Source organism: Romboutsia sp. BSD2780061687b_171204_C1 (assembly GCF_015560225.1).
Taxonomy (GTDB): Bacteria; Bacillota; Clostridia; order Peptostreptococcales; family Peptostreptococcaceae; genus Romboutsia_C; species Romboutsia_C hominis.
Genome location: NZ_JADMRK010000004.1, coordinates 175,893 through 200,751 on the forward strand (window position 1 = coordinate 175,893; position 24,859 = coordinate 200,751).

Annotated in this window: 27 protein-coding genes, 2 tRNA genes and 1 riboswitch; of the genes, 2 read left to right on the forward strand and 27 right to left on the reverse strand. The window is 25.6% G+C overall.

What is annotated here, in order from left to right; all coding sequences use genetic code 11:
• Window positions 1–11: 11 nt before the first annotated feature.
• From I2H23_RS10035 to I2H23_RS10045, 3 genes are all read right to left on the reverse strand, one after another.
• Entirely contained in the window at window positions 12–1,289 is a 1,278-nt protein-coding gene (locus I2H23_RS10035) for a VanW family protein (protein ID WP_195581593.1), read from the reverse strand.
• A gap of 93 nt (window positions 1,290–1,382) precedes the next feature.
• Complete coding sequence (locus tag I2H23_RS10040; protein ID WP_195238236.1) at window positions 1,383–2,015, reverse strand: endonuclease/exonuclease/phosphatase family protein; 633 nt, start codon at window positions 2,013–2,015, stop codon at window positions 1,383–1,385.
• A gap of 81 nt (window positions 2,016–2,096) precedes the next feature.
• A complete protein-coding gene (locus I2H23_RS10045; RefSeq protein ID WP_092925248.1) occupies window positions 2,097–2,255 on the reverse strand; it encodes a hypothetical protein in 159 nt (52 codons plus the stop codon).
• Window positions 2,256–2,683: 428 nt separating this feature from the next.
• Between I2H23_RS10045 and I2H23_RS10050 the strand changes: the two genes are divergently transcribed.
• Window positions 2,684–3,214, forward strand: a complete 531-nt coding sequence (locus I2H23_RS10050; RefSeq protein WP_195581594.1) for a hypothetical protein — start codon at window positions 2,684–2,686, stop codon at window positions 3,212–3,214.
• Between the two features lie 67 nt (window positions 3,215–3,281).
• Here the strand turns inward: I2H23_RS10050 and I2H23_RS10055 are convergent, their stop codons facing one another.
• From I2H23_RS10055 to I2H23_RS10065, 3 genes are read right to left on the reverse strand one after another with little or no spacing between them, the layout of a single operon-like run.
• A complete protein-coding gene (locus I2H23_RS10055; RefSeq protein WP_195581595.1) occupies window positions 3,282–5,180 on the reverse strand; it encodes a molybdopterin biosynthesis protein in 1,899 nt (632 codons plus the stop codon).
• A 33-nt stretch (window positions 5,181–5,213) separates the two neighbouring features.
• On the reverse strand, window positions 5,214–6,434 hold the full coding sequence (locus I2H23_RS10060) for a molybdopterin molybdotransferase MoeA (RefSeq protein WP_195238240.1): 1,221 nt from the start codon (window positions 6,432–6,434) through the stop codon (window positions 5,214–5,216).
• Window positions 6,435–6,455: 21 nt separating this feature from the next.
• Complete coding sequence (locus I2H23_RS10065) at window positions 6,456–7,472, reverse strand: aldehyde ferredoxin oxidoreductase N-terminal domain-containing protein (protein WP_195581596.1); 1,017 nt, start codon at window positions 7,470–7,472, stop codon at window positions 6,456–6,458.
• 168 nt (window positions 7,473–7,640) lie between these two features.
• Between I2H23_RS10065 and I2H23_RS10070 the strand changes: the two genes are divergently transcribed.
• Window positions 7,641–8,090, forward strand: coding sequence for a MarR family winged helix-turn-helix transcriptional regulator (locus I2H23_RS10070; protein ID WP_092925238.1), 450 nt, complete (start codon window positions 7,641–7,643; stop codon window positions 8,088–8,090).
• Between the two features lie 30 nt (window positions 8,091–8,120).
• On the opposite strand, the gene I2H23_RS10075 is transcribed toward I2H23_RS10070, so the two are convergent.
• The 21 genes from I2H23_RS10075 to I2H23_RS10170 all read right to left on the reverse strand — a co-directional run bounded on the left by I2H23_RS10075 (window position 8,121) and on the right by I2H23_RS10170 (window position 24,727).
• A complete protein-coding gene (locus I2H23_RS10075; protein ID WP_092925236.1) occupies window positions 8,121–8,759 on the reverse strand; it encodes a nitroreductase family protein in 639 nt (212 codons plus the stop codon).
• 257 nt (window positions 8,760–9,016) lie between these two features.
• Window positions 9,017–9,703 (reverse strand): HesA/MoeB/ThiF family protein, encoded by a 687-nt coding sequence (locus I2H23_RS10080; RefSeq protein WP_092925234.1) that lies wholly within the window; start codon window positions 9,701–9,703, stop codon window positions 9,017–9,019.
• Window positions 9,703–9,927 carry a MoaD/ThiS family protein gene (locus I2H23_RS10085; RefSeq protein ID WP_195581597.1) on the reverse strand — a complete coding sequence of 75 codons (225 nt, stop codon included), beginning with the start codon at window positions 9,925–9,927 and terminating at the stop codon, window positions 9,703–9,705. The genes I2H23_RS10080 and I2H23_RS10085 overlap by 1 nt, the downstream gene beginning before the upstream one ends.
• Before the next feature lie 25 nt (window positions 9,928–9,952).
• Window positions 9,953–11,782, reverse strand: a complete 1,830-nt coding sequence (locus tag I2H23_RS10090) for an aldehyde ferredoxin oxidoreductase family protein (RefSeq protein ID WP_166505624.1) — start codon at window positions 11,780–11,782, stop codon at window positions 9,953–9,955.
• A gap of 89 nt (window positions 11,783–11,871) precedes the next feature.
• Window positions 11,872–11,987: riboswitch (molybdenum cofactor riboswitch) on the reverse strand.
• Window positions 11,988–12,027: 40 nt separating this feature from the next.
• Window positions 12,028–12,417, reverse strand: coding sequence for a rhodanese-like domain-containing protein (locus tag I2H23_RS10095; protein WP_195581598.1), 390 nt, complete (start codon window positions 12,415–12,417; stop codon window positions 12,028–12,030).
• A 156-nt stretch (window positions 12,418–12,573) separates the two neighbouring features.
• Window positions 12,574–12,798 (reverse strand): FeoB small GTPase domain-containing protein, encoded by a 225-nt coding sequence (locus I2H23_RS10100; RefSeq protein ID WP_334298506.1) that lies wholly within the window; start codon window positions 12,796–12,798, stop codon window positions 12,574–12,576.
• Between the two features lie 23 nt (window positions 12,799–12,821).
• Window positions 12,822–12,950, reverse strand: a complete 129-nt coding sequence (locus tag I2H23_RS15610) for a FeoB small GTPase domain-containing protein (protein ID WP_330383726.1) — start codon at window positions 12,948–12,950, stop codon at window positions 12,822–12,824.
• 97 nt (window positions 12,951–13,047) lie between these two features.
• Complete coding sequence (locus tag I2H23_RS10105) at window positions 13,048–13,386, reverse strand: DUF2325 domain-containing protein (protein ID WP_092925226.1); 339 nt, start codon at window positions 13,384–13,386, stop codon at window positions 13,048–13,050.
• 257 nt (window positions 13,387–13,643) lie between these two features.
• Entirely contained in the window at window positions 13,644–13,865 is a 222-nt protein-coding gene (locus I2H23_RS10110) for a hypothetical protein (protein WP_240275741.1), read from the reverse strand.
• Between the two features lie 116 nt (window positions 13,866–13,981).
• Window positions 13,982–14,308, reverse strand: a complete 327-nt coding sequence (gene trxA, locus I2H23_RS10115) for a thioredoxin (RefSeq protein ID WP_195238244.1) — start codon at window positions 14,306–14,308, stop codon at window positions 13,982–13,984.
• Between the two features lie 55 nt (window positions 14,309–14,363).
• Window positions 14,364–14,567, reverse strand: coding sequence for a hypothetical protein (locus I2H23_RS10120; RefSeq protein ID WP_092925220.1), 204 nt, complete (start codon window positions 14,565–14,567; stop codon window positions 14,364–14,366).
• A 264-nt stretch (window positions 14,568–14,831) separates the two neighbouring features.
• A tRNA-Phe gene (locus I2H23_RS10125) sits at window positions 14,832–14,907 on the reverse strand.
• 3 nt (window positions 14,908–14,910) lie between these two features.
• Window positions 14,911–14,999 (reverse strand) — tRNA-Ser (locus I2H23_RS10130).
• 159 nt (window positions 15,000–15,158) lie between these two features.
• Complete coding sequence (locus I2H23_RS10135) at window positions 15,159–15,773, reverse strand: methyltransferase (protein WP_092925218.1); 615 nt, start codon at window positions 15,771–15,773, stop codon at window positions 15,159–15,161.
• Between the two features lie 49 nt (window positions 15,774–15,822).
• On the reverse strand, window positions 15,823–16,863 hold the full coding sequence (locus I2H23_RS10140; protein ID WP_195581599.1) for a glycoside hydrolase family 113: 1,041 nt from the start codon (window positions 16,861–16,863) through the stop codon (window positions 15,823–15,825).
• A gap of 71 nt (window positions 16,864–16,934) precedes the next feature.
• Entirely contained in the window at window positions 16,935–18,992 is a 2,058-nt protein-coding gene (locus I2H23_RS10145; RefSeq protein ID WP_195581600.1) for a cellulose biosynthesis cyclic di-GMP-binding regulatory protein BcsB, read from the reverse strand.
• Window positions 18,993–19,003: 11 nt separating this feature from the next.
• A complete protein-coding gene (locus tag I2H23_RS10150; RefSeq protein WP_166505626.1) occupies window positions 19,004–20,254 on the reverse strand; it encodes a glycosyltransferase in 1,251 nt (416 codons plus the stop codon).
• A 2-nt stretch (window positions 20,255–20,256) separates the two neighbouring features.
• Window positions 20,257–21,873, reverse strand: coding sequence for a DUF2334 domain-containing protein (locus I2H23_RS10155; RefSeq protein ID WP_195581601.1), 1,617 nt, complete (start codon window positions 21,871–21,873; stop codon window positions 20,257–20,259).
• Window positions 21,863–22,711: a diguanylate cyclase domain-containing protein gene (locus I2H23_RS10160; protein WP_092925208.1), complete on the reverse strand. Its 849-nt coding sequence runs from the start codon at window positions 22,709–22,711 to the stop codon at window positions 21,863–21,865. Before I2H23_RS10160 ends, I2H23_RS10155 begins: the two co-directional genes overlap by 11 nt.
• Before the next feature lie 39 nt (window positions 22,712–22,750).
• Window positions 22,751–23,851: a non-hydrolyzing UDP-N-acetylglucosamine 2-epimerase gene (gene wecB, locus I2H23_RS10165; RefSeq protein WP_176698667.1), complete on the reverse strand. Its 1,101-nt coding sequence runs from the start codon at window positions 23,849–23,851 to the stop codon at window positions 22,751–22,753.
• A gap of 255 nt (window positions 23,852–24,106) precedes the next feature.
• The gene (locus I2H23_RS10170) at window positions 24,107–24,727 is read right to left on the reverse strand and encodes a DUF4397 domain-containing protein (RefSeq protein ID WP_166505629.1); all 621 of its coding nucleotides are present in this window, start codon (window positions 24,725–24,727) and stop codon (window positions 24,107–24,109) included.
• Between the last annotated feature and the right edge of the window lie 132 nt (window positions 24,728–24,859).

Below are 24,859 nucleotides of genomic sequence, written 5' to 3' on the forward strand. Positions count from 1 at the left end.
ATAGGCTTTTTTTATTTATTAGGTTTTTTATATACACTTTTATGAATGTACTCTGTATCTATTACATTTCCATTTGAATCTTTATATTTTCTATAAGTTTTTGATGCATCTAAACCATTTTGTTTAAATGCCTCTACATATATTTCTATATTTTTTTTATCACTATCATTTCCATATATCCTACAAGTTAAAGTACCATTTCCTACTACGGTTTTCACATATACAGGATGGTTATATTGATTTTTAAATCTAAAATCAGTTCCACCGTCATTTACCATAGCATCTCTACCTATTGGAACATAAGTTGATAATAAGGAATGATTAGTTATTGAAATTAGCTTAAGCCCAGATTCTAAAACTGCATTATATAAAGTAGTAGAAACTTGACATACGCCTCCACCTAATCCATCTTCTAGCTTTCCATTTATAATAACAGGTGCATCCTTATATCCATTAGCCTTATTTCTCACCCCTGTATATTCATTATATGAGTATTCTTCACCAGGCATTAAAAGTACATCACTACTTTTATTTCCCGCTACTCTTATATTTTGTACTCTCCCAGTTAAAGATGTAGAAAACTTAGTTGTAAATTCTCCTAATAAAGTATTTACACTTTTAGCATCTTCAGTTTTAACATGAGGTTTTTTTATATTTATCTTTAAATTTATATCACTATAGTTTTTATTCTTTATATTATTTAATATTACATCTTTAGTGTTTGCTATGTCTAATTCTTTACCAATTGTTGATGGTGATGTACTAATTCCTCCATAATTTGATATATAAACTTTCGCATTAATCATATCAACATTTATATCTTTTGATATATTTTGTATTTTTTCACTAAGCTTAGCCTCATTGTAATTAGAATTTATATTGAACTCTTTTTTATCTTTTCTAAGTGATAAATATCGTTTTATGTTTTCTATGTAACTATCAGTTTTAGTATAGTTATAAGCTTTATCAATTACATTTTTTGTATCATAAGTTAGATCTATATCATTTGGAGATATCTTATATGATTTATCTTCATACAAAAGATTTATGTCACGTGGTGATATATTTTCATCTACAACTTTAATAGCTTCTTCTTTTGTCATATTAGATACATCTACATTTTCTATATATATGTTTTTTGCTATTTTATCATTATAAATACAATTTTTATTAAAATAATTAATCATAATTCCAAGTATAAATATTAACCCTATACTAGATATAATAGATGTCTTTCTTTTATTCTCTTTAAGTCTATAAGACCTAGATGACTTTTTTTCTTTACTCATTACTCCACCTCATTTTAAATTGTAATTAAATTATATTTGATTAAATTTTTTCAAACAAGATTAGAATAAAATGTGTAACTTTATTGTTACATTTTATCTGAATTTACAGATTATTGGATAATGATCTGAATAGTCTATCTTATCTATATAATAATCATCTATAGTTATTAGTTTGTCTGAGAATATATAATCTATTCTAGCATCATTTTTTATAAATGTTCCTTTTTGGAAATTTCCTGTATAAATAGCTACATCATTATACGTATTTATACTTAAATTTTTCTCATTTAAATCTCCGCATATTATAATCTTATTCGGTAGTTTATTTGAGTAATTTAATATCTCATTTATCTGAATATACCTTTCGTTTTTATCTAATCCTAAGTGGGTATTTATAATATTAAACTTTCCATTTTTAGAAAATACGTTTGTATATAAAAATCCTCTTTGTTCTTTTTTACTAGTTAGCAACACGTGTTCGTGTACGTCTATTTCATATTTTGAAAAAGTGCATATACCATACATCATATTTTGATTTATAATATTTGCACAAAATACTCCATCCATATTTAAGTTTTGTTTTAACTTCGCAAACTGTGGATACAAAACTTCTTGTAGGCAAATAACATCAAATTCTTTGCTCTTTAAGTATTTAGTTATCTTATTTAAAGTGTTTTTATTATTTAAATCACTAGCCTTATGTATATTATATGTTACCATTTTCATACCAAAGCCTCCTTAATTACACTTATTTATAAAATATTAAAACCTAGCTTAGACATGTTATCAGCTAAGCTAGGTTATTTTTTAATGCTTAATTTCCTTTTGAATTTTTGTAAACCTTCCCTTACTACCTATAAATATAAATCCTGTTCTATTATACAATTCATTTAACTCACTTAAACTTACTTCCCCATTTTTTAAATTAGATAATGTTATCTCCTTTATATTTCTAGTAGTTATCATCCTTAGTAACACTCCTTTTTAAAATCTTTATATCTCATTATATTTTTAAACTTTTTTAAATATTACTATTTTTTAAATTATTTATATATTTTAATTTTAAAACAATCGTTCCTTTACTTTTCTTACATTTTAGATTATATCCCAAACAACCGTTCTTAGCAATAGCAAATATACATTTTTTGATATTAATATTATTTTTTATTTTTTTATGTATATTTTGTTCTGTTTTTTATAATTTATTTAAATACTATATTTTGTCTAATCTTTATGTATTTTTTAAAAATATTTGAATTTTAAGGATTATCATTGTTACAATTTGAGGAAAACTATTCATGTTTGTAATATTATCTTGCCTTTATTTTATTGTTTATTTCTTCTCCAAGTACTACTATTATATTGAGGGAATATTAAAAAAAAGGGGGATGAATGTGAAAACTACAGTTAACAAGACCATTCCATTTAAGCAAAGAGATAACGATAAAAACAACGATGTAAAATCTAGTGATAAGCCTAATGTTTGTGGTAAAGTCATTCCTTATCCTAGGTTTAAAAAGAAAAAAGAAAAAAGTGTTAATTTTATCAAGAATAATAAAATATTTTTCATTATACTTTCTATAATATTATTCTTTGGTTTGATATTTTTTATAGACTCAACTCTTTTAAAAGGTAAAATCGGTCCAACTGGAAGACCTTTATCAATTAATAAACAAACTAATATTGCTGTTTCTGATAAAGAATTCAACACTTATTCTAAAATTCTAGAAAAAGATATAGTTAGTGTATTATCTATAAATAGCAAATATAATATATCCCCTAATTCTATGCATAAAAATGGAAATAGAGTGTATGTTCAAGGTGATATACACATAAATGGCAAAGATAGCCAACCTTTTGATGCAATACTTGATAATAACAATACCAGATCGATTGTTATAAATGGAGATGAATATGTAAAGTAAAATATAAATATATAATCTTTAAAATAAAAAATAGGTAAAAAGCAATTAATTGCTTTTTACCTATTTTTTATAAACTTATTATTTCACCTGTATTATTAGTATTATATCCACCTAAGCTTTTAACATTTTTTAAAAATTTATTGTCTTTTATTACTTCGAGTAGATTTTTTATAAACTCAAGTTCTAGGTATTCAGTTTTAATAAGTAAGTCATATTCTTCTTCACATATAGGTATAAAATCTAAATCAAATACTTTAGCTGCTGAATATACACCTAATCCACAATCACAATCATCATTTTGTATTGCTTTGGCTAGTGACATATGAGTTAATTCTTCCCTTTCATATCCTTTTATATCACTCTTTTTTATATTTTCTTTTTTTAGTAAATAATCAAATAACACTCTAGTTCCAGAACCTTTTTGTCTATTTATATATCGTATATTAACCAAATCTTTAATTCCTTTTATATTAAGCGGATTCCCTTTCTTAACTATTAAACCTTGTGTTCTATTTACAAGTTTTATTATAGATACATCTTCATCTATATATTTCTTTACATAAGATTTATTATAAGTTTCACTATCTACATCAAATAAATGTATCGGAGCTATATGGCATTCATCCTTTTTTATAGACAATATTCCTTGAAAACTACCAACATGAGTTGAACTAAGCTTAAATTTTCCTTCAGTTTTTTTAGTCAACTCATTATTTATTAGATCCATAACTATATCATGACTTCCTATAGATACTATTGTTTTTTCTATTTTGCTTATATCATTCAATAGTTGTACATCTACATAGCTACCTTCTTCTATTCCTTCTATATTTTGAGGTATTGTTATAACTCCATCAGCATGTACTAAGCTAGTTACAGTTCCCGCTCCTCTTTTTATAGGCGTAGCGACATATTCATTATTTATATTTCCTACTTTAACTCTTACAAATTCTTTATACTTTAATGAACTCATTATTCTCTTTGTAAGTCTTGCCCTTATAACATTCCTTTTTTCTATCTCTTTATGTGTAAGTTTTGATATTACTTCTTTTACTATGTTTTCCATTACAACCCATCCAGATACAGGATATCCCGGTATTCCTATTATAGGTTTATTTTGACCATATCCAAGTATTGCAGGTTTTCCAGGTTTTATAGCTATTCCATGTATCACTACTTTTCCTAATTCTTCTATTATGTCATATGTATAATCTTCTCTACCTTGTGATGAGCCTGCGTTTATAAGTACCATATCGCACTCACTTAGTGCTAATAGCACACTTTGCTTTATTTTATAATAATTATCTTCTACTATTGGATAAACAACAGGTGTTGCTCCATACTCTAGTATAAGCCCTTCAAATAATTTAGAGTTAAATTCTATAATATCTCCGATTTCAGGTGTTTTATATCTATCTATTAATTCTGTTCCTGTTGGTATAATTCCTACCTTAAAATCTTTAAATACTTTTACTTTATCTACCTTTGCACTTATCATAGATGCTATATCTTGAGGTCTTATTTTATGAAAGCTTGGAACTATCATCTCTGTTTCAACTATATCTTCCCCTAAGCATCTTATATGCTGCCAAGGAATTGCCGGTTTATAAATTTTTATTTGTCCATCCTTTTTCTCTAATAAATCCTCTACCATTATAACTGCATCAAATTCCTTAGGTATAGGATCTCCTGTATCTACTTCTATATATTCTTTATCCTCTTTTAAAGTTATTATATTTTGTTCATTAGCCATAAATGTAAGTTTTGATTTTACTGCTACTCCATCCATTGCAGAACAGTTATAAAATGGAGATGATAACTTTGCAAAAACAGCATCACTTGTAACTTTGTTTAAACATTTATCTACATCTATAAATTTAGTATCTATTTTTTTTAGACTTAATATTTCATTAATATATTTTTTTAATCCTTCTTCTAATGAAATATTAGATAGATATCCCTTCATATCCTTCCCCCTATATTTACTATGATTAAATCTTTAAAAAGTATATACTTTAACTATATCTCCATTTTTTATACCTTCTAATTCTCTATCGATTTTTACATATCCATCACACTTTGCAAACTGCTTTATAGTACTTGATTTTGAAAATATAGGTACACATACTAGCCTATTGTCTTTTTTCTCTATATTTACACCTAAATATTCTTCTCGTCCTTTAGCCTTATGATAGTTGTATGTAAATTCACAAAGTGTATATTCTTCCTTATCTATATTATATAAACTTTTTATATATTTCTTAAATATTGCCTCTATTACAAAGGCACAAGATAAAGGATGACCTGGAAGTCCCATTACCAATTTATTACATATACTTGCTATTATAGTTGGCTTTCCTGGTTTTATAGCTATACCTTCTACTAAGACTTCACTATTTTCAAAGCTTTCTATTGCTTTTAATGTTTCGTCTTTTTTACCTACAGAGCTTCCTCCCGATATTAAAATTATGTCACATTCATTGAGAGCTTTTTGGATTAAATTTATTATGTCATTGAGATTATCTTTTGCTGATGGGTATATGATAGGATTTAAATTTATGTTTTTTAATTGACCATATAGTATGTATGCATTTATATCTTTTATCTTAGCTTCTTTTATATCTTCACTTATATCTAATATTTCATCTCCCGTTGATATTATACCAACAGTAAGTTTTTCATAAACATCTACTTCTTTTATATTAGCTCCTGCTAATACTCCAATATCTCTTTCATTTATAAGATGTCCTTTTTCATATAATACTTCATTTTCTTTTATGTCTTCTCCGACCTCTACTATATTTTCATTAAATGATATAGAATTTTGTATGAGTATATCTTTTTCATTTAACACTTCACAATATTCTATCATTACAACTCCCTGTGAATTTTTTGGTACCATAGCACCTGTTGGAGTATACACACAAGTTTCTTCTTCTAATAAAGTATTACAAATTTTTCCCATATAACTTTCGTCTATTTTTTTTAAGCATACAGGATTTGATTCACTAGCTAAAAATACATCATTAAATAATACTGAATATCCATCTACTAATGATTTTCTAAAGTGAGGTACATTTATATTTGATTTAATATCATCTGATATATATCTATTTAAGCCATCTATTAAACTTACTTTCTCAGAAATTATATCTTTTTTAAATTTATTTTTCATTATTTCTAATACTTTATCTACTGTTGTTACATCAAATAATTTCATAACTATCCCCTTTTAATAACATTAAATAGCAATACTAACTCCAAGTATTGATTTTGCTAGTATTTTTTTATCTTTATCATTTAAAATATCTTTTTCCATTAAAAGTTTGCAAAAACCTAGCTTTTCACAGTCTTGTAATGTTTTATTTTTCTTAATAAATTTACCTTCATTTATAAATAATGGCTTATAATATGAATAGTTATTTATAATATCCTCAATAAAATTTTCTAAATCTACTATCTCTGTATCAAAAGTCTTTTTATATGTGTCTATTCCTCTAGCTAATGTTACACTGTCTAATCCATAAAAGTTTGATATTTTATTTATATCACTTGCTTCTTTTTCACTAAATCCGTACCTTTTTATTTTACTCAAAGATGTATTTTTACAATTTAGGCAACATCCGTAGCAAGTATTGTTCTCATCATACCAATTAGCATTTGACTTATTAGTTATTTTTTTAGCTATAGAATCATTATATTTTTTTAAGGTTGATATATCATATGGTATTAAATTTTCTTGTTTCTTTAGCACTATAGCTTTTATATTTTTATCTGCCATTAATTTTCCTAATCCCTTTTTTCCGCAGGATTTATCATTTCTAAATATTATTTTAGAGAAATCTATTTTTTTAACTGATGCCAATCCTATTGATGCTATTTCTAATTCATTAGTATTTAATTCTTCTTTTATAGACTCAACAACTTTATCATAATCTTTATCTAATAAATGACTTGCTTCTTTTATTTTTACACTTTCCTTATCTATATATAAATATATAGGTGTATCACTTTCTCCTTCAAACACTAAAAAATCATACCCATTACACTTCATAAAATGTGCAAAATGACCTCCTGTTTGAGATAAAGAATTTTTATTATATACCTTGAGTTTGTTAAGTCCAACTACACCATAACCTGCTAAAGATGGAGCTTCAAATACTAAATTATTATTATTTAAATTTATTTTGTGTTCGTCATACTGATGCACTGACTTCACCTTTTTGTTTTTTAAATTTATGTATAGAATTTTTCTCATCAGTTACCCCCTCCCCCTAATGTTAATTATATCACTCTAAAATTAAATATTCTGTCATTTTTTAGACCATTTATTGTTAAATTCTATGTTTTATAAAAAAATTTGGGTAAATATGATATTATATATAAATAGAGATTAGTATAATTTCCTCTAGATTGGAGAATTAAAATGAAAGATAAATACATCATTTATTTTATTAGTAGAACAAAAGCTAATATGATAAAATTCATAGAAAATAAATTAAAAGAAAATGACTTAACTGACTTAATACCAACTCATGGCAATATACTAACTGCGCTTTATGAAAGTGATAAAAAGCTCACTATGAAAGAAATTTCAAAAAAAATTGGTAAAGATAAGTCAACAGTTACTTCTTTAGTAAATAAACTTATAGATTTAGGATATGTAAAAAAAGAAAAATGTACTAAGGATAAGCGCGTTACTTATATAAGTTTGACTCAAAAAGCAAAAAATATTGAAGATAAATTTAACTTTATATCATCTCAAGTTAAAGAAACTGCTTATAAAGACTTTACAAAAGAAGAAAAAGAAGAATTTCTTAGATTACTTAGAAAACTTAGTTCTAATTTTAAAATTGAAAATGATAAGTATATATAAAAAGTGCCTCTATAAGAGACACTTTTTTAATTAGTCTATAAATGTAACTACTTCTTCAAGTGGTTTACGAGGTGGCTTAGGAGGTGTATTTTCTTCAGCTACACCTAAAGATATCATAGACATTAATTCAAATCCTGGTTTATCAAATCCTATTAACTTTTCTATTTCAGTTTTTGCATGAGTAGGTCCTGTCATATAGCAAGTTCCATATCCCATTTCTGTTGCTGCTAATAGGAAGTTTTCAACTGCTGCACCTATTCCTTGAGCTGCTGATTGAGGAGATACTAAAACATCTAACACTTCTTGAGGTGCGTTATTTTCTTTTAATATTTTATATTCTATCATTTTATATTCTGATCCATATACCATTATTACTACTGGAGCATTTTTAAAGCATGTATAATATTTAATTACACTCATATGTATTTTTCTATCTTTTTCAGTTTTTGCTAATTCACCTATTTTTTCATGGCTTTTAGTTACTATATCAGCCATTTCATTTATTACTTCACGGTTAGTAAGTACTACAAAGTGCCAGTTTTGTTGATGCTTTGGAGATGGGGCTTCTGTTGCTGCTTCTAGCATTTTTAATATGTCTTCTTTTGGTACTTCTTCATCTTTAAATTTTCTTACACTCTTACGATTGTATATAAGGTCTAAATTTGCCATTTTACTTCTCCTTTTGATGTTTTATATAATTATACTATATACATATGTTATAGTATTATCACTAATTTAAATATAATTGCTTATTATTTATAAATAGTTTGTCATCAAACTAATTGTATACTAAAAAATAGTTTTATGTCAAACTTTTTTATATTTTATATAAAAATATCCTATAAAATGAAATTTTTTAATTCAATTTACAGGATATTTTCTTTTTCATTATTTAATTTTAATATTTATATTTACAAATATTTAATCTAATATGTTTTATCTATCTCTATAATATTATATTCTCCATATAATAAGTCTATAAAAAGTACTTTGTTTCTTAATATTTCACCTTTATTAAGTAACACCTTTATAGCTTCACTAACTTGTATAGATGCCACTAGACCTGGGGTAAAAGAAGGATTGCTTAATTTATTATCTGTTTCTTTTTTATATTTATATATATAATCTAGATTATTATCTCCTGGATATATAGTACTAACTTGACCATACCACCCACTTATAGCACCATGAATTAGTGGTATATTTAAGGCTTCACAATATCTTTGAAGTATAAATCTAGTGCTTATATTATCTAATGCATCTATAACTACATGACAATTATTTATAATCTTTTCACAGTTATTACTATCTAAATGCTCACTAACTATATCTATGTTTACATTATTATTAATTAATTTTATTCTTTCTTTAGCCTCTATAGCCTTATTTTTCCCAATATTATTTTCATTACACAAGATTTGCCTATTTAAATTGCTTATATCAAATGAATCTTCATCTACTAATTTTAAATAACCTATACCTATCCTTGATAGCATTTCTATTACATATCCACCTAAGCCACCGCATCCTACTATACAAATTTTAAAATTTTTTAATTTATCATTTTCAACCTTAGTTAAAGTTCCTATATTTCTTTCATATCTTTTATTCATCAACCACCACCAACTGGCGGGAATATAGATAAAATATCCCCGTCCTTAAGTTTTCTATCAAATCCTCCATCCATACCATTTAGTAAAAGTGTGGATACTTCTTCTTTGTCTATATTTAAAATTTTTAGTATATCAATTATATTCATATCCTCTGCAATTTCTAATACTTGTTTTTTCTCTCTTCCTTCTCTAAATGTTGCAAATAACCTTATCTCTATTTTCATGCTATCCCCTTAATAAATTTATATATTAATTTTTTGCAAATATATTTCCTATATACTCTTCAAGACCTAGTGCTTTTAATGTTTCATCTAATGGTATCCCATTTTCATCCCAACCCCTAACTTCATAATATTCAGGAAGTAGTTCATCTAACCTATGAACATGACCTTTAGTTGGTCCATTTGGAATTTGATCATATATTAGCCTATCTGGTAAAGTATCTTGACTACTATCTATTCCTGCTTTTAAATTAAATATTTTTTCTAAAGTCCATATTCTATCGCCTGCTTGAAGTAATGTTTCAGGTGTATATATTTCTCCACATACTGCATTATACATATCTACATAATCATTAAGTCCTAATCCAAAGGTAGTAAATACACAAAGTCCTAGCGAGTCTATAACAGCAGTCAAATCATGAAATACCTTTGCATAAGCTGGTTTACCTTCTACTTCTAGTTTATCTAATTTTTCAGGTACTCCTAGTATCTCTGGATTTATCATATACCCTTTTATATGACATCCCCCTCTATTATTAACTGCATAAGTTATACCATGACCTTGTATTCCTCTTGGGTCATACGCTGGTAATTCTTGTTTTTTAACAGTCATAGAATACTGAGTTGCATCATACTTTTCACACAATCTATATGCACCATCTGCTAATAAATCTCCAAATCCTTCTCTTTTAGCCATTTTTTCAGTCCACTTAACTACAGCTTCAACATCACCCCAGTTAAGGGATAGTTTGTCATCTTTGATTTCTTCGTCTTTTATATATCCTCTTTGATAAAGCTCCATAGCCGTTGCGATAGTTGCTCCTGCTGATATAGTATCTAATCCATATTCATTACAAAGCATATTTGCTTCATTTATAGCATGTAAATCATATACATCACAATCTGACCCATAAGACCAAAGTGTTTCATACTCTGGTCCTCCTACCTCTTTACCATTTTTAAGTTTAACTACTCTACCACAAGCTATAGGACATCTATAGCAAGCGTGTTTTTTAACTAATGTATTTTCAGTCATTGTCTCTCCACTAATTAAATCCGCCTTATCAGTGTATGATTCTTGAAAGTTTTTAACTGGATGAACTCCATTCTCATTTATTATATTAACTAAAATTGCAGTACCATAAGTTGGAAGCCCCCCTCCAGCAACCGGATCATTTCTAAGTATATTTACCTTTTCAGCATTTACCCTCTTAACTATTTCTTCATTAGCTACATTTACCTTTTTGCTGCCTTTTACAACAATAGCTTTTAAATTTTTAAAACCCATTACAGCTCCTACTCCACCTCTACCTGCAGCTCTATCTACATCATTCATAATTGCTGATATAAGAGATAAATTTTCTCCTGCTGGTCCTATGCAAAGTACATTAGCTTTATTATGCTTTTTAGATAATTTTTCAGTTATTTCACTAGATACCATTCCCCAATAATCACTAGCATCTTTTATCTCTACTTTATCATCTTCTATATATAAATATACTTTATCATCAGATTTACCTTCTATTATTAACATATCATACCCTGCATTTTTAAGCTTAGTTCCCCACTTTCCACCTGAGTTTGATATAGCTATTGTTCCTGTAAGTGGAGATTTTGTTACTACCATATATCTTCCACTTGTAGGCATAGGTGATGCTGTTAATGGGCCTGTAGCTATTATAAGCTTATTTTCAGAACTTAATGGTTCTACCATAGGATCTACTTCATCAATAAAAGTTTTTACACCAAGACCTCTAGCCCCTATATATTTTTTAGCTAATTTTAAATCTAAATTTTCTACCTCAATAGTCTTTTCACTTAAATTTACTCTTAATACTTTTCCATTATATCCATACATAAATTTCTCCTCCTATTTTTAGTAACCAAAAAAGCCTATCTAAAAGTAACCATACTTTTAGATAGGCTAAAAATCCGCATAAAAAGGAAAGGTTACTACACTTTTCTCCTTTCCAACAGGAGGCATAAACATTTCTATTTATACCCTACCGTTTTATTAACCATAGCATAGCCTTAGGTTAACAAAATCGGAGAATTTATATTTAATTAAATAGTAGTATTTAAATTGATAAATGTCAAATACAATCATATGCTAAACCATTTTTTTATTCCTTTTTTAACTGGCTTAAAATATTGTTTTATCCCCCCTTCTAATATCTTAGTATCTATACCTAAACACCTTGAATAAAAAGCTACTATTGGACTTCTAAGTCTTCCCTGTGAACATCCTAAAACTATTGTTTTTTCTTTGTTATTAGATAACCTAAGTAAATCTCTTTTAATATTTTTTCTATTTTTTATAAACCCTATTAGTATTATAGGAAAAGCTATCATAATATATTTTTTTAATAGTTTATGATCTTTTTCATCTATAACAGGCACATTATATTTAAACAATGGCATTTTTTCAAATTCTTCTTTTGATCGTACATCTATTGTTACTTCATCTTTTATATCTTCTAATTTAATATACATTCCACCTCAACCACTTTTTAACTTTTCTGTATTATACCACAATAATAGATTATTGTCCTTACTATATACTATTATCTAGTATAGACTATAGTGCTTCTTTTATTACGGCAAAAGGTCGTATAAAATACTTTATACGACCTTTATATTATCTATTTTTCATAAATCTATCTCTATTCCTATATTTTTAGCCATGTCAATCATGTTAACTATTAATATTATAGGCTTTTTATATTTCATAAGTTGAGTTGTTAAATAAAGATTTCTAGATAAATTTGATGCATGTACTATATTTACTATTACACCTGCATTATCATTTTCTAAGTATTCTTTTGAAATTTTCTCTTCATTAGAAAAAGTATCCATTGCATAAATTCCAGGCAAGTCAACAATTTTTATATTATCATTTATATTCCCCTATTTTTTTCTATAGTTACACCTGGCCAGTTGCCTACACGTTGTTTAAGACCTGTTAATCCATTAAATAAAGTAGTCTTACCAACATTAGGATTTCCTAATAATGCCACACTAATCATAATTTTCCCCATTTTGTTGATTTTAATATTTATTATCATTTAATTAATATTATTCATTACTTAAAGTTATTAACTGATAATATATAATTAAAATTATCTAACTTTTATTTTGTTTTAGTAGCTTATTACACTTACATTCATTACAGTTTCCTAAACACTCATCCACCATCTCTAAACATTCTAAAAATGCACATTTGCTACTGTTTTTATGTCTAATTATCGGTATATTTTTCTTTTTTGCATGCTTTTGTACTACATCTATCATTTTATGAGATACTACTGATGTGAATATTACAAGAGCATCTGGACTTCCTATTGATTTATTTAACTTACTTGACATGTTCAAGTAAACTTTAGTTTTATGACCTTTTTCTTTTGCTAAATTTATGTAATCTTTTTTTAACTTTTCATTACCTCCAACTATTACTAAGTTCACAATATTTCACCTCTCATACTTCTATACTTAAATAATAGTACTTTGGTTATTGATAGTCAATACTTATTGATATTTATTTTCATTTATCATTTGTATATTTATTTTTACATAAACTATATAATAACTATTTAATTAAATATAATAAGAAAAGCTATAAAATATATATTTAAGTCTATATTTTATAGCTTTTCTTATTCATACTTATTTTTAAAACTTTAATTTAGTAATTTATAAATTTTATTATTATAAAATACTACCTATTTTTTTATACTATCCTTTAATGCTTTACCTACATTCTTTCCAGTATTTAATGTTTCTTTTCCTACATTATATCCTGTTTTAATAGCTTCTTTTCCTACATTTAAAGTTCCGCCAACAGCTTCTTTAGCAACATTTCCTACGCCATTTATAACTTCTTTACCTATATCTCCAACTGGCTTTGTTACTTTCTTTACAGTCTTGTCTAATTTATTTGCCAATCTTCTCAACTCCATAAAATATATTAAGGGAATTCCCTTAATATATTTTATGACTTATATTGGCACATTGTTACAACCCTATATTATTCACTTCTTCTACTTTATATATTTAAATATTAAAAATTAGAATTTATCTTTTCTATTATTTGTTGTTTTGGCATAAAACCTACCATCTTATCAACTGGCTTTCCATCTTTAAATATCATAACTGTAGGTACAGTACTTACACCATATTTTCTAGCTAATTCTAAACATTGGTCTATATCTACTTTACTAAAGCTAGCTTTATTTCCTACATCCTTTGCAGCTTCCTCAAAAACTGGTGCCAACATCTTACATGGGCCACACCAAGTAGCAAAAAAATCTACTACAGCTATCCCTGATCCATTTTCTATTTTAGAGTTAAACTCTTCGTCATTTATTATTTTTACGAATTCTTCCATACTAATTTATACTTAACTTTATTAAGTATATCTCCTTTCTATTTTTATTTTAATTTTATTTATATTTTGTATTATATGGTTGCATTTCATCATATGTCAAAGCTTTAGGCTTTTGTTTATAATGTATTTTCTTACTAACTGATTCATTTTCATTTTCTATAGCATTTCTTATATCTGTATATGTTTGTGCATGATTAACTAAATCAGTTAACTGTGGATTTTCATCTAATATTCTTTTACTGTTATTTACTTTTCTCATATAAACATCCCTTTCTTTTCTTTTTATTAGATTTCCACCTATGTTTTTTTTAATGCATACTTTAAACCAATTGTGGCTTAGTAATAAATGTATTAAAAAACGCATAAATCCAAATTAATGGATTTATGCGTTTTAATTTCCAATAAAAATTTCATATATAATATCTAAAGTACATAGTCATTATTTTTAATTTAAGTATCTATCAGTAGATTTATAATTAATTTAAAATTTATAAAAAAAGCATCTATATTCTAGATGCCTTACTGGTGCCCAGAGGCGGAATCGAACCACCGACACGGGGATTTTCAGTCCCCTGCTCTACCGACTGAGCTATCTGGGCATTTGGCGGAGAGGGTGGGATTCGAACCCACGGTGCCGTTAAGCATCACTGGTTTTCAAGACCAGCTCCTTAAACCACTCGGACACCTCTCCAATGATTTTTATCTCTTATATTTATTAATATATCATAAATTTTTACATTTTTCAATAATTTTTATATTTTTTCCTTTTATTTCAAAAACTATATAAAATAGAAATGAGCATTTCAAATACTTATTTCTATTTTATATAGTATCTTTTAATCTCATTATATTATGCATAATATGGTATATTATAAACTAAGAATCTTTCATTAACATCTTTCTTATATAACTTTTCTAACTGTATTTCTTCTTTTAGCATAAATGGTGTCTCATTTTCTATATAATATATATAATCATCACTAGGATAATACAATATTAACTCAATATACCTTTCACTTTTATATACTGAATCTAATATATTTTCTACTATCTTCCTAAATATCTGTACTGAAAATGGATTAAAAAAATAAAATCTATTATCTTTACTTTTTATTTCATAATCTTGTGCATAGCAACATTTAAATTCTATTTTTTCTTTACCTTTCTTATGTTCACTTACATACGCTTCTTTATTTTTAATACATTCTTTATAATACTTTTCCTCCATTTCTATTCCAACTACATTAGAATTAAATCTATAATTTATATAAAAGTTTAGCCTACCTTTCCCACATCCAAAATCAACTATAAAATCATCTTCATTTAAGCTGTATATTTTAAATAATTCGTCTAAACATTCATATGATGTAGCTTGATATGGATGATAATGCCTTACTTTTTCACTCCATAATTCTTCTCCTAAAGTATCTATATTTAATAATTTTTCATATTCTTTTTCTGTCATTTATTTCATTTCCTATCTAAATATATTTTTTATTGAAACTCTATTCAGATTAGTAATACCATTTAGATATAATTTCTATACTTTCCTTTGATGGATAAAAATTTTTATCTTTTCCCTTTTTTCCTACTGCAAATACAGAAAATCCTTTTATATAGTCTTTATCTTCAAATACAATTTTATAAGCATTAAAACATCTAGATTGTTCTTTTGTATTTTCTACATTGGACACTTCACTATTCCATGGATGTGTTGCTGCATTATCTTTTTTAGGAAATCCTAATTCAGCAAAGTAGATAGGCTTATTATATTTTTCATAGAATCTATATATTTCTTCGACCACATTTTGATTTCTATTATATATAGTAGTAGAGTTTAAAGCATTTACTAATTCTTTTACTGTATTTTCTTTTTTATCACTAAGTTCAAAATAAGCTGCTATAGATATAAAATCTACTTTAGAAAATATTTTATTATTTAATTTTTTGTAATAATCCTCATTACTCTTTCTATCCCAACTAGCTGTATACCACCATGTAGTCTTATATGTTACTTCTCCCTTAAATCGCCCTTTAACAAAATTAACTATATCACACCAGTTATCTTCATACATCTCTAACTTTGAGAAATTTGATGCTATAATCATTATATCTACATCGTACTTATTTGCTATATCCTTAATTAAAATATTTAATATATTTTTCCAATCTTCAAAGAATTTTTCCTTATTTACGGGGTTATAATCAGTTTCATATTTACTTCCATTAGCTATCCACGGATATGCTTCTAATATAATATTTATACCTTTTGATTTCAGTATTTTTATTAATCTTATGGCTTTTTCTTTACTATAAGAATTTATTTTCATATTATTTGAGTCTAAATCTGGTATTTCTATAACTATAGGTACATTAACGGTATTCACTTTCAAATCATCTATATCCTTTAAAGCTTGTTCTATTTCATAATCAGTTGATAAGTTAACAGATTTTATCTTTTCTGTTATAGTATTATTTTTGTTAGTACTTTTAATAGCAAAAATAACGCTTAGTATTACTAATGAAGTAATTATTATTAATATTTTTTTTCTCATAGCTCTCCTATCTTTTTTAAATATAAAATACTAAGCATTAGTTATAAAGCTTAGTATTTTATATTTATATATTATTTTTTATATTTTAAAGCTAATAAAACTGTTGCTGATATAACCATTAAAAGTAATACTGATGCAACTATTATAAACTGTTTACTTTTATTATCTAGTTTATTTACTTCTTTAGTCTCTTTATTTTCATCTACATCATCTAACTTATAATTTAAATCTTTTATATTTCCTTCTCTATCAATTACTATAGTATCGCCTTTTAATGACTTTGTGAGATCTAAATCATTTAAATATCTAGTACTTAATGCTAAATCCTTTATTTCTGTTGATGCAATAACCATCATACCCTTATCTTTATTATATGGCGATTTTGTAAGTTGTATAGATGATAGTTGTTTTGAATAATCTCCTATGAATTTTATCTTTTCGTTGCTTTCAAATCCTAAATAATCTTTATTAAATTTTAAATTTAGATATTTATTAACATCTTTTATAGTTAAATTATTAGTTGGAGTTCCTATTATTATTAAATTACTTTTTTTATCATCTGATTTTAAATCACTTGATTTTATAAATCTTATATCTCCATTGTTATATTTAATACTATGACCTATATAGGATATTATACTACCTATTTGCGTTAATGCTGTTGAGTCTAATTTATCGGGTACTACAACTACTGTATCATTAACTTTATCATCCTTAACAAATGGATACGGATAATTTTTCATAGTTAAATTATTGGTATCATTGTAATCAAATTCTATATATGATTCATTTGATATATATGCAAATGGGTTATCAGTATCTCTAGTTACACAAGCTAAATCTAATAGTTCTAAATTAAATACAATTTTGATTTGATAATAATTTTGATTTAAAGTTTCTTTTGGAAGGTTAAGCTCTACGGTATCATTATTGGCATTTTCCTTTGTTAGTTTCTTGCTTCCTATAGGTATATTATTTACATATATAGTTACTAAAGATCTTTCAAAATCTAAATTCTCACCATATCTAATATTTAAATTTATTTTACTACCTTCTTTAACTTCTTTACTTTTAGGTATACTTATATCTATTATTGATTCTTGTGTAAATGGTCCTTTCAATGTAATATTATCATAACCTAAATCTTTAAAATTCAATCTATCTTTATTTTTATAATTATATATGTCATCTACATCCGTATCTTTATTTATAATTATGCTATCTTTGTTTAATTCATTTATTAAATCTTTACTATTTATAAGTTTGCTAGCTTTTTTAAGTAGTTCTTCATTATTGGATATTATGATAAGCATTTTTTTATTTTTATCAAATATTGAATTTGTATTTTTTATAATACAATTTTTATCCAAATCTTCTTTTTCTTTTGCAGTTAATAAATTAAGTATTTCACTTGAAGTATTACTTTTATTGCCTATATATATAACATTTTTATCCTTGTTTTTAAATTGAGAGTATAGATTTATATCAAAATTAACATTATCATTTATTATTTTTTCTCCAAAACCACTACTAAGTATCATAGCCGAAGTTAATTCTTCACTTGAATAATTATCTGGTATTAATATACTAGTTTCTAATTCATTTCTTCCATTTTCATTTATATAAGTATCTTTGTACTCGCTTATCAAATTAGATGTTGGCTTATAATTATAGGATACACTTATATTTGATTCCTTATGTACTACTAACCAGTTAGCTGTATTTGAGTCATCTCTACAAACCTTATCAGAAATAGTTTTATAAGCTTTTATCTCTACTTTATTATAACCTGTCTTTATTAAATCTTTTGGTATATCTATATTTATTTCTTTTTTATATTCCTTATTTCCATCTAATCGTTCTGAATGGATTGGCACATCATTTACAATTATTGTTATTGTAGAATAATTCACATCTAATAGTTCACTTTTTGTAAATACTAAGTTAATCTTAGTTTTTTCAACTAAAGCATTTTTAGGAACTTCAAAATATTTATTAGTACTACTTATAACCCCATTCATAGTTATGTCATTTTTAAATTTGTAATTTTTTACATTTTGCTGTGCAAAAACTATATCACAGCTTGTAAAACTAATAATTAATGATATCATTATTGCTATTAATCTCATTTTATTTTCTCCTAAAATCGTTCGGTTTTATACCACTTAACTTCTCTTTTGTGTATGGCGTCAGAAAAATACCCAACCATTCCTTTTATAGCAACAAATAGCCACATTTGAGAATATGTAAAATACATAAGCCCAACTAAAAATATATTGCTTAAATTACTCTCTCCCTTTTCCATACTAAGTGTTATAGATACCTGTATTACAAATAGTATATATGATAGTATCCATATAGTAAAAAAATCAAATGGGATATTTATAGTTACTATTTTAAATATTCCTAAAATAAATATTATATCTGATAATACAACAGATGTTAAAAATAGAAAATATACTGAAAAGAAGTATAGTATATCAAACAGCACTCTATTTTGTTTGCCCTTAAATAAATTAGTAATATACTTAACTAATACATATATATTTCCCTTTACCCATCTTGTTCGTTGCTTTATCCATACATTTACAGTTTCTGGTTCTTGCTCCCAGGTTACTGATTGAGGGACATATGTTATTCTTTGTCCCATTTTATAAATCCTAAAACTTATTTCTGTATCCTCTGCTATTGCCTTTGTGTCCCATCCTCCTAATTTTTCTATAGTACTTCTTCTAAGTACAAAATTAGTGCCTGGTATAGTACAAAGACCTAATAATTGTTTTCTACCTGCTTGAGCTATCCATTGAAAACTTAGAGTTTCTATATTTATAAACTTAGTTAATATGTTTTTATGCTTGTTTCTAGTTCTAAATTTTCCTATAACAGCCCCTAGTTTTTCATCTTTAACTATGGTCTGTATCAAATATCTTAGTGCAGTTTTTTCTGGTGTATTGTCAGCATCATATATTGCAATATATTCTCCCTTAGATATTTGATATCCTATATTTAGTGCATTTGATTTTCCTTTACCACCTGTTATATTATCCGTATTTATGATGGTAAAATTATAATTTCTATATCTATTTTTTATATTTTCTAATATTTCCTTGGAATTATCACTAGAATTATCATTTATAACGATAAGTTCCATTTTATCTATAGGATAATCTAGTAGTAATAAAGATTCTACAGTTTTACCAATTACCTTGCCTTCATTATGTGCTGGTACTAGTATTGATACAAAAGGGAACTCTTTTAATTTTTCATCTTTAAATTTAAGACTCTTTAAATAATATATATATCCACTTATAGCTAGTATTATATTTGTTAAGAGTATAGCCCATATAGATGATAAGGAAATTAAAAATATATAATCTACTAAACCTATCATAATTATCTCCTTGTAAACTTTCGTCTATTTATAATCTTAAATACTATAAAGATTAATATAAATATTAGCAATACTACAACAACAAACTTTACAACTATATCATTTAACTTATTTATAGACTTATTAAACACTAAATCATTGTGTTTTCTTATAGATTTATACTTATCATAACTTGTTATTATATTCTTGTTATTTGATTCTATTTTTATATCATCTATATTTATATAGTTGTTTTCTTTTTTTAAATCTAAAAAGCTTACATTTTTAGATTTAATATATTCTATACACTCTTTTAAATAGTTTGTGTCTACATCAGTATGGAAAAAAAATCCTCCAGTATGGCCTCTTACCATAGATAGTTTATAATAATTATATTTTATTTTATCTACCGCTAATTTGTCATCTTTAGCTATATATCCTAAATTTTCCGGTATTAGTGTATTAAAATTTTTACTATCTTTTATTATATATGGAAATGTACTCATATTAAAAATTTCACTATTATTTTGGTATCTCCCCATATATGTAGATATGTATTTTTTGATTTCTTTATACCCATCTTGAATCATAGCATATTTTTGTGCTTCAAATCCCAATGGGTATATATCATTTTCTATACATAATCTTAGTCCACTTAATAACCTATTTTTAATATATATATTTATATCTTCACTTTTACTATTTAATATCTCTTTATTAAAAAATTCATACTCATCTTCATCTGATTTTTCTTTTCTATTATGATAGTATCCATTTAATATAACACTACCACCTTTATCTTGCATATATTTTATAGTATTTATAAAATTTTCATCTAGAGTGATTAATTCTTTAATACTCTTATCTCGATAAGTAGGTGTTAAAGATATTATGAATGGTATATTTTCTTCATATAAATAATTAGCTAAATCCTCTAATTTTTTTGTGTCACTAAGAGGATTTACATCTTCTATTTTTACAAATATTTTACTTTCTTCAAAAGAAGTTCGTTCAAAGAAATCATTTAACGTATCTTCAAATATATAAGATTCATACATGTTCCAATCAGATATATAATACAAATTTTTATCTTGCAATATATATGGGTATGTGTTATATCCATCACTCATAGTAGCAATAATATTACTTTTACTACTTGGTTGTATTATGTTGTAATCACTTTCATTTTCTAATACTATATCGTCTCCTTTATAGTTTAATCTTGTTATATTATTATTTTTATATATGTACTTTATTGAATATTTATTATTATACTCTAGTAAATTTGCAATTTTATCCCCTATCCAGTATATACGTTTATTGTAATTATTAATATCTTCTAAAAATATTTTATTCTCTATATTATTGTTTATATTTATAACAAAGACATAGTCATAATTGTTTAAACATCTTTTTTTATAATCATTTATATTAATATTGTCCACTTTATTATTAAATACGTATAGTAGCTCATTAAGGTGATTTACTGTATTAACATTAGACTTAAATTTAGTTTTAGTTTCATAAACTATAAGAGATTTTTTATTGCTATTATTTTCACTATAAATTCCACTTGAACTTGCTAAAATTATACTAATTATAATAGTTATTTCTATTATAAATTTTTTTTTAAACATCATATTGTAATTCCTCTTGTACATATGTTTTATATTCAATAGGAGACTTTATATTTTTTTTATACTCTACTGCTGCTATTTTTGTGTCTATATTTATGTAATTTTTATTATTTTTCAAGCTTAGACTAAGTTCATCTATACCTGTTTTTATTCTTTCTTTTACTATATTAGCACCAAATTCATCTGTATTTGGCATTATTATAGCTATAGTATCATTTTCTATTGTGTATCTTTCATCTTCTATTCTTGTAGACTTTACAACTATATTGCTTATATCTTTCATTAGTTTGTTAGTTTTAACTTCCCCAAGTATGTTCTTTATTTCTTTATAGTATGGTAAGTTTATAAGCATTAAAGATAATTGAGTTTCATGCCTTTTAGCCTTACTCATCTCTCTTTCTAGATTCATATAAAATGCTTTTATATTAAATAATCCTGTATCCTCATGTATAGTAACCAAATTTTTATATTCATTTTCTAGCTTAAGATTTGATTGTTGAAGATTATTTATACTATTTGTAAACTTTCCTGTTGTATAAGATATTATTGGCATAAATATCATCCATATATAAGACATATATGTTATTTCTACATTTTTCGTTAGATTTATATAAAATATATATGCTGCATATATAAATATAGAAACTGATGTTGCTATAAGCCCTATAATTATTCCCCCTGTGTAAGTCATAATTATAGTAAAAAATGTTATACAAAACATTATAAAACTTAAATTTTGTGTTTGAAATTTAATATCAAATACAAATAACATGGTGATTATAAATAACTCTAATATTAGTCCTAAAAAATATCCATCTATCTTCTTGGAAATTCTATTCATATTTTCACTACTTTCTTTTATTCATTCTTCTGATTTAATTTAATTTTGATATATTTTTTCAATAATATCGACAATGTATTTGCTTGCAAGCCCATCTCCATAAGGATTTGAAGCCTTTGACATCTCATTATATAATTTTTTGTTAGTTAGTAATTCCTTTGTGTATTTATATATGTTCTCTTCATTTGTACCTACTAATTTTAAAGTTTTAGCCTTAATCCCTTCTGGTCTTTCGGTAGTTTCTCTCAATACAAGAACTGGCTTTCCAAGAAATGGAGCTTCTTCTTGTATGCCTCCACTATCTGTTAGTATTAGATATGACTTATTTAATAAATTATGAAATTCAACTACACTTAAAGGTTCTATTACATGTACCTTTTTATTACCTTTGAATTCTTCTTTAACTAAATCTCTTATTTGAGGATTAAAATGTATTGGATACACTATTTCTACATCATCAAATTCCATAGATATTTTATTTACTGCTTTAAATATATTCTTCATATTGCTACCTAGATTTTCTCTTCTGTGGCATGTTAAAAGTATCATTCTGTTTTTTCCTATTTTGTCAGTTATTTCACTTTTGTATTCCTTATCTATAGTGGTTTTTAATGCATCTATTGCAGTATTTCCAGTTATATATATTTTTTCAGGATTTTTTCCTTCTTTTATCAAATTATCCTTTGATTTTTCTGTTGGTGCAAAGTGTATATCAGCTATAACAGATGTTAACTGTCTATTTAACTCTTCTGGAAAAGGAGAATATTTATTATAGGTTCTTAAACCTGCCTCTACATGACCTACTTTAACTTGATTATAAAAAGCAACTAAGGATGATATAAACGTTGTAGTTGTATCTCCATGTACAAGTATTATATCTGGCTTTACTTCTTTTATAACTTTATCTAACCCATTCATTATATTCGTGCTTATTTGAGACAAAGATTGATTTGACTTCATAATATTTAAATCATAATTAACCTTTATGTTAAATACGTCTAGTACTTGATCTAACATTTCTCTATGTTGTGCTGTTACACAAACTATAGACTCTATATTATCTCTAGACTCCAACTCTTTAACTAAAGGTGCCATTTTTATGGCTTCAGGCCTAGTCCCAAATACTGTCATTATTTTCATTTACTTCACCCCTGTATATTATTCCATAATAATTTTTATCTATATTATTATCTCTCAATATATTACATTAACTACAATATGATGTCAAAATTTATTGTTATTTATTATTTTTTTGTAGATTATATTTTTATTTTGATATTATTTATTATATTTTTTATTACTAAATTTATTCTATCAATTATAAATTAAGCATACCATTAAACTGTTAATATGTTCAAAGGTATGCTTCTCTTATATTTTAGTATTTAATATAAATTAAGCTTCTTTACATAAATAAGTATTCCCATCAACTGATTGTATAACACCTAAACTACCTAATTGACCAATTGCATATATAGTATATATTCTATCTGGATTTAATTTAACCCTTAACGGAAAAACTACATCTTTACTTTCACTTACTACTAATTTTACATTATACGTTCCTGGGTTTACATCTACATAACTAGTTCCCTCTCTAAATCCGATATCTTCAAAGAATGTCTCTCCATTTACTAGTATATCTACTGCTGGTGCATTTGGTGATAAATGTATAACTCTAAATGTAGAATATTCGCTTGATGGTTGTTTTTCTGAATAGTCTTTTATAACTAATAAAGATAAATCCCCTATATTCCCTGTCACTGCTACGGTATACATTTGCCCTTCATCTACTTCAAGCATTTGATTTATAACTGGATTTTCAGTAGTTCCAGATAAGTATATACCTACTGTATGTTCTCCTTCTTCTAACTCTACATACTCTGTAAATTCCATAAAATCTAATCCGCTAAATACAAGTGCCCCATCAATATAAATGTCTACTTTACCGATTTGTGGAGCGGCCTGAAATACTCTAACTAAAGATTTTCCTTCTTTTATTTGTAAACAATCCATTTTAAATCCCCCTTGATGACAATGTTCATTCTTTATATAATATGTGTCCATTATTTTATTTGTTACTTTATAAATTGATTTCATATATTTTCATTTTTTTAATGCAATGTTTGTATAGATAAACTACTATTA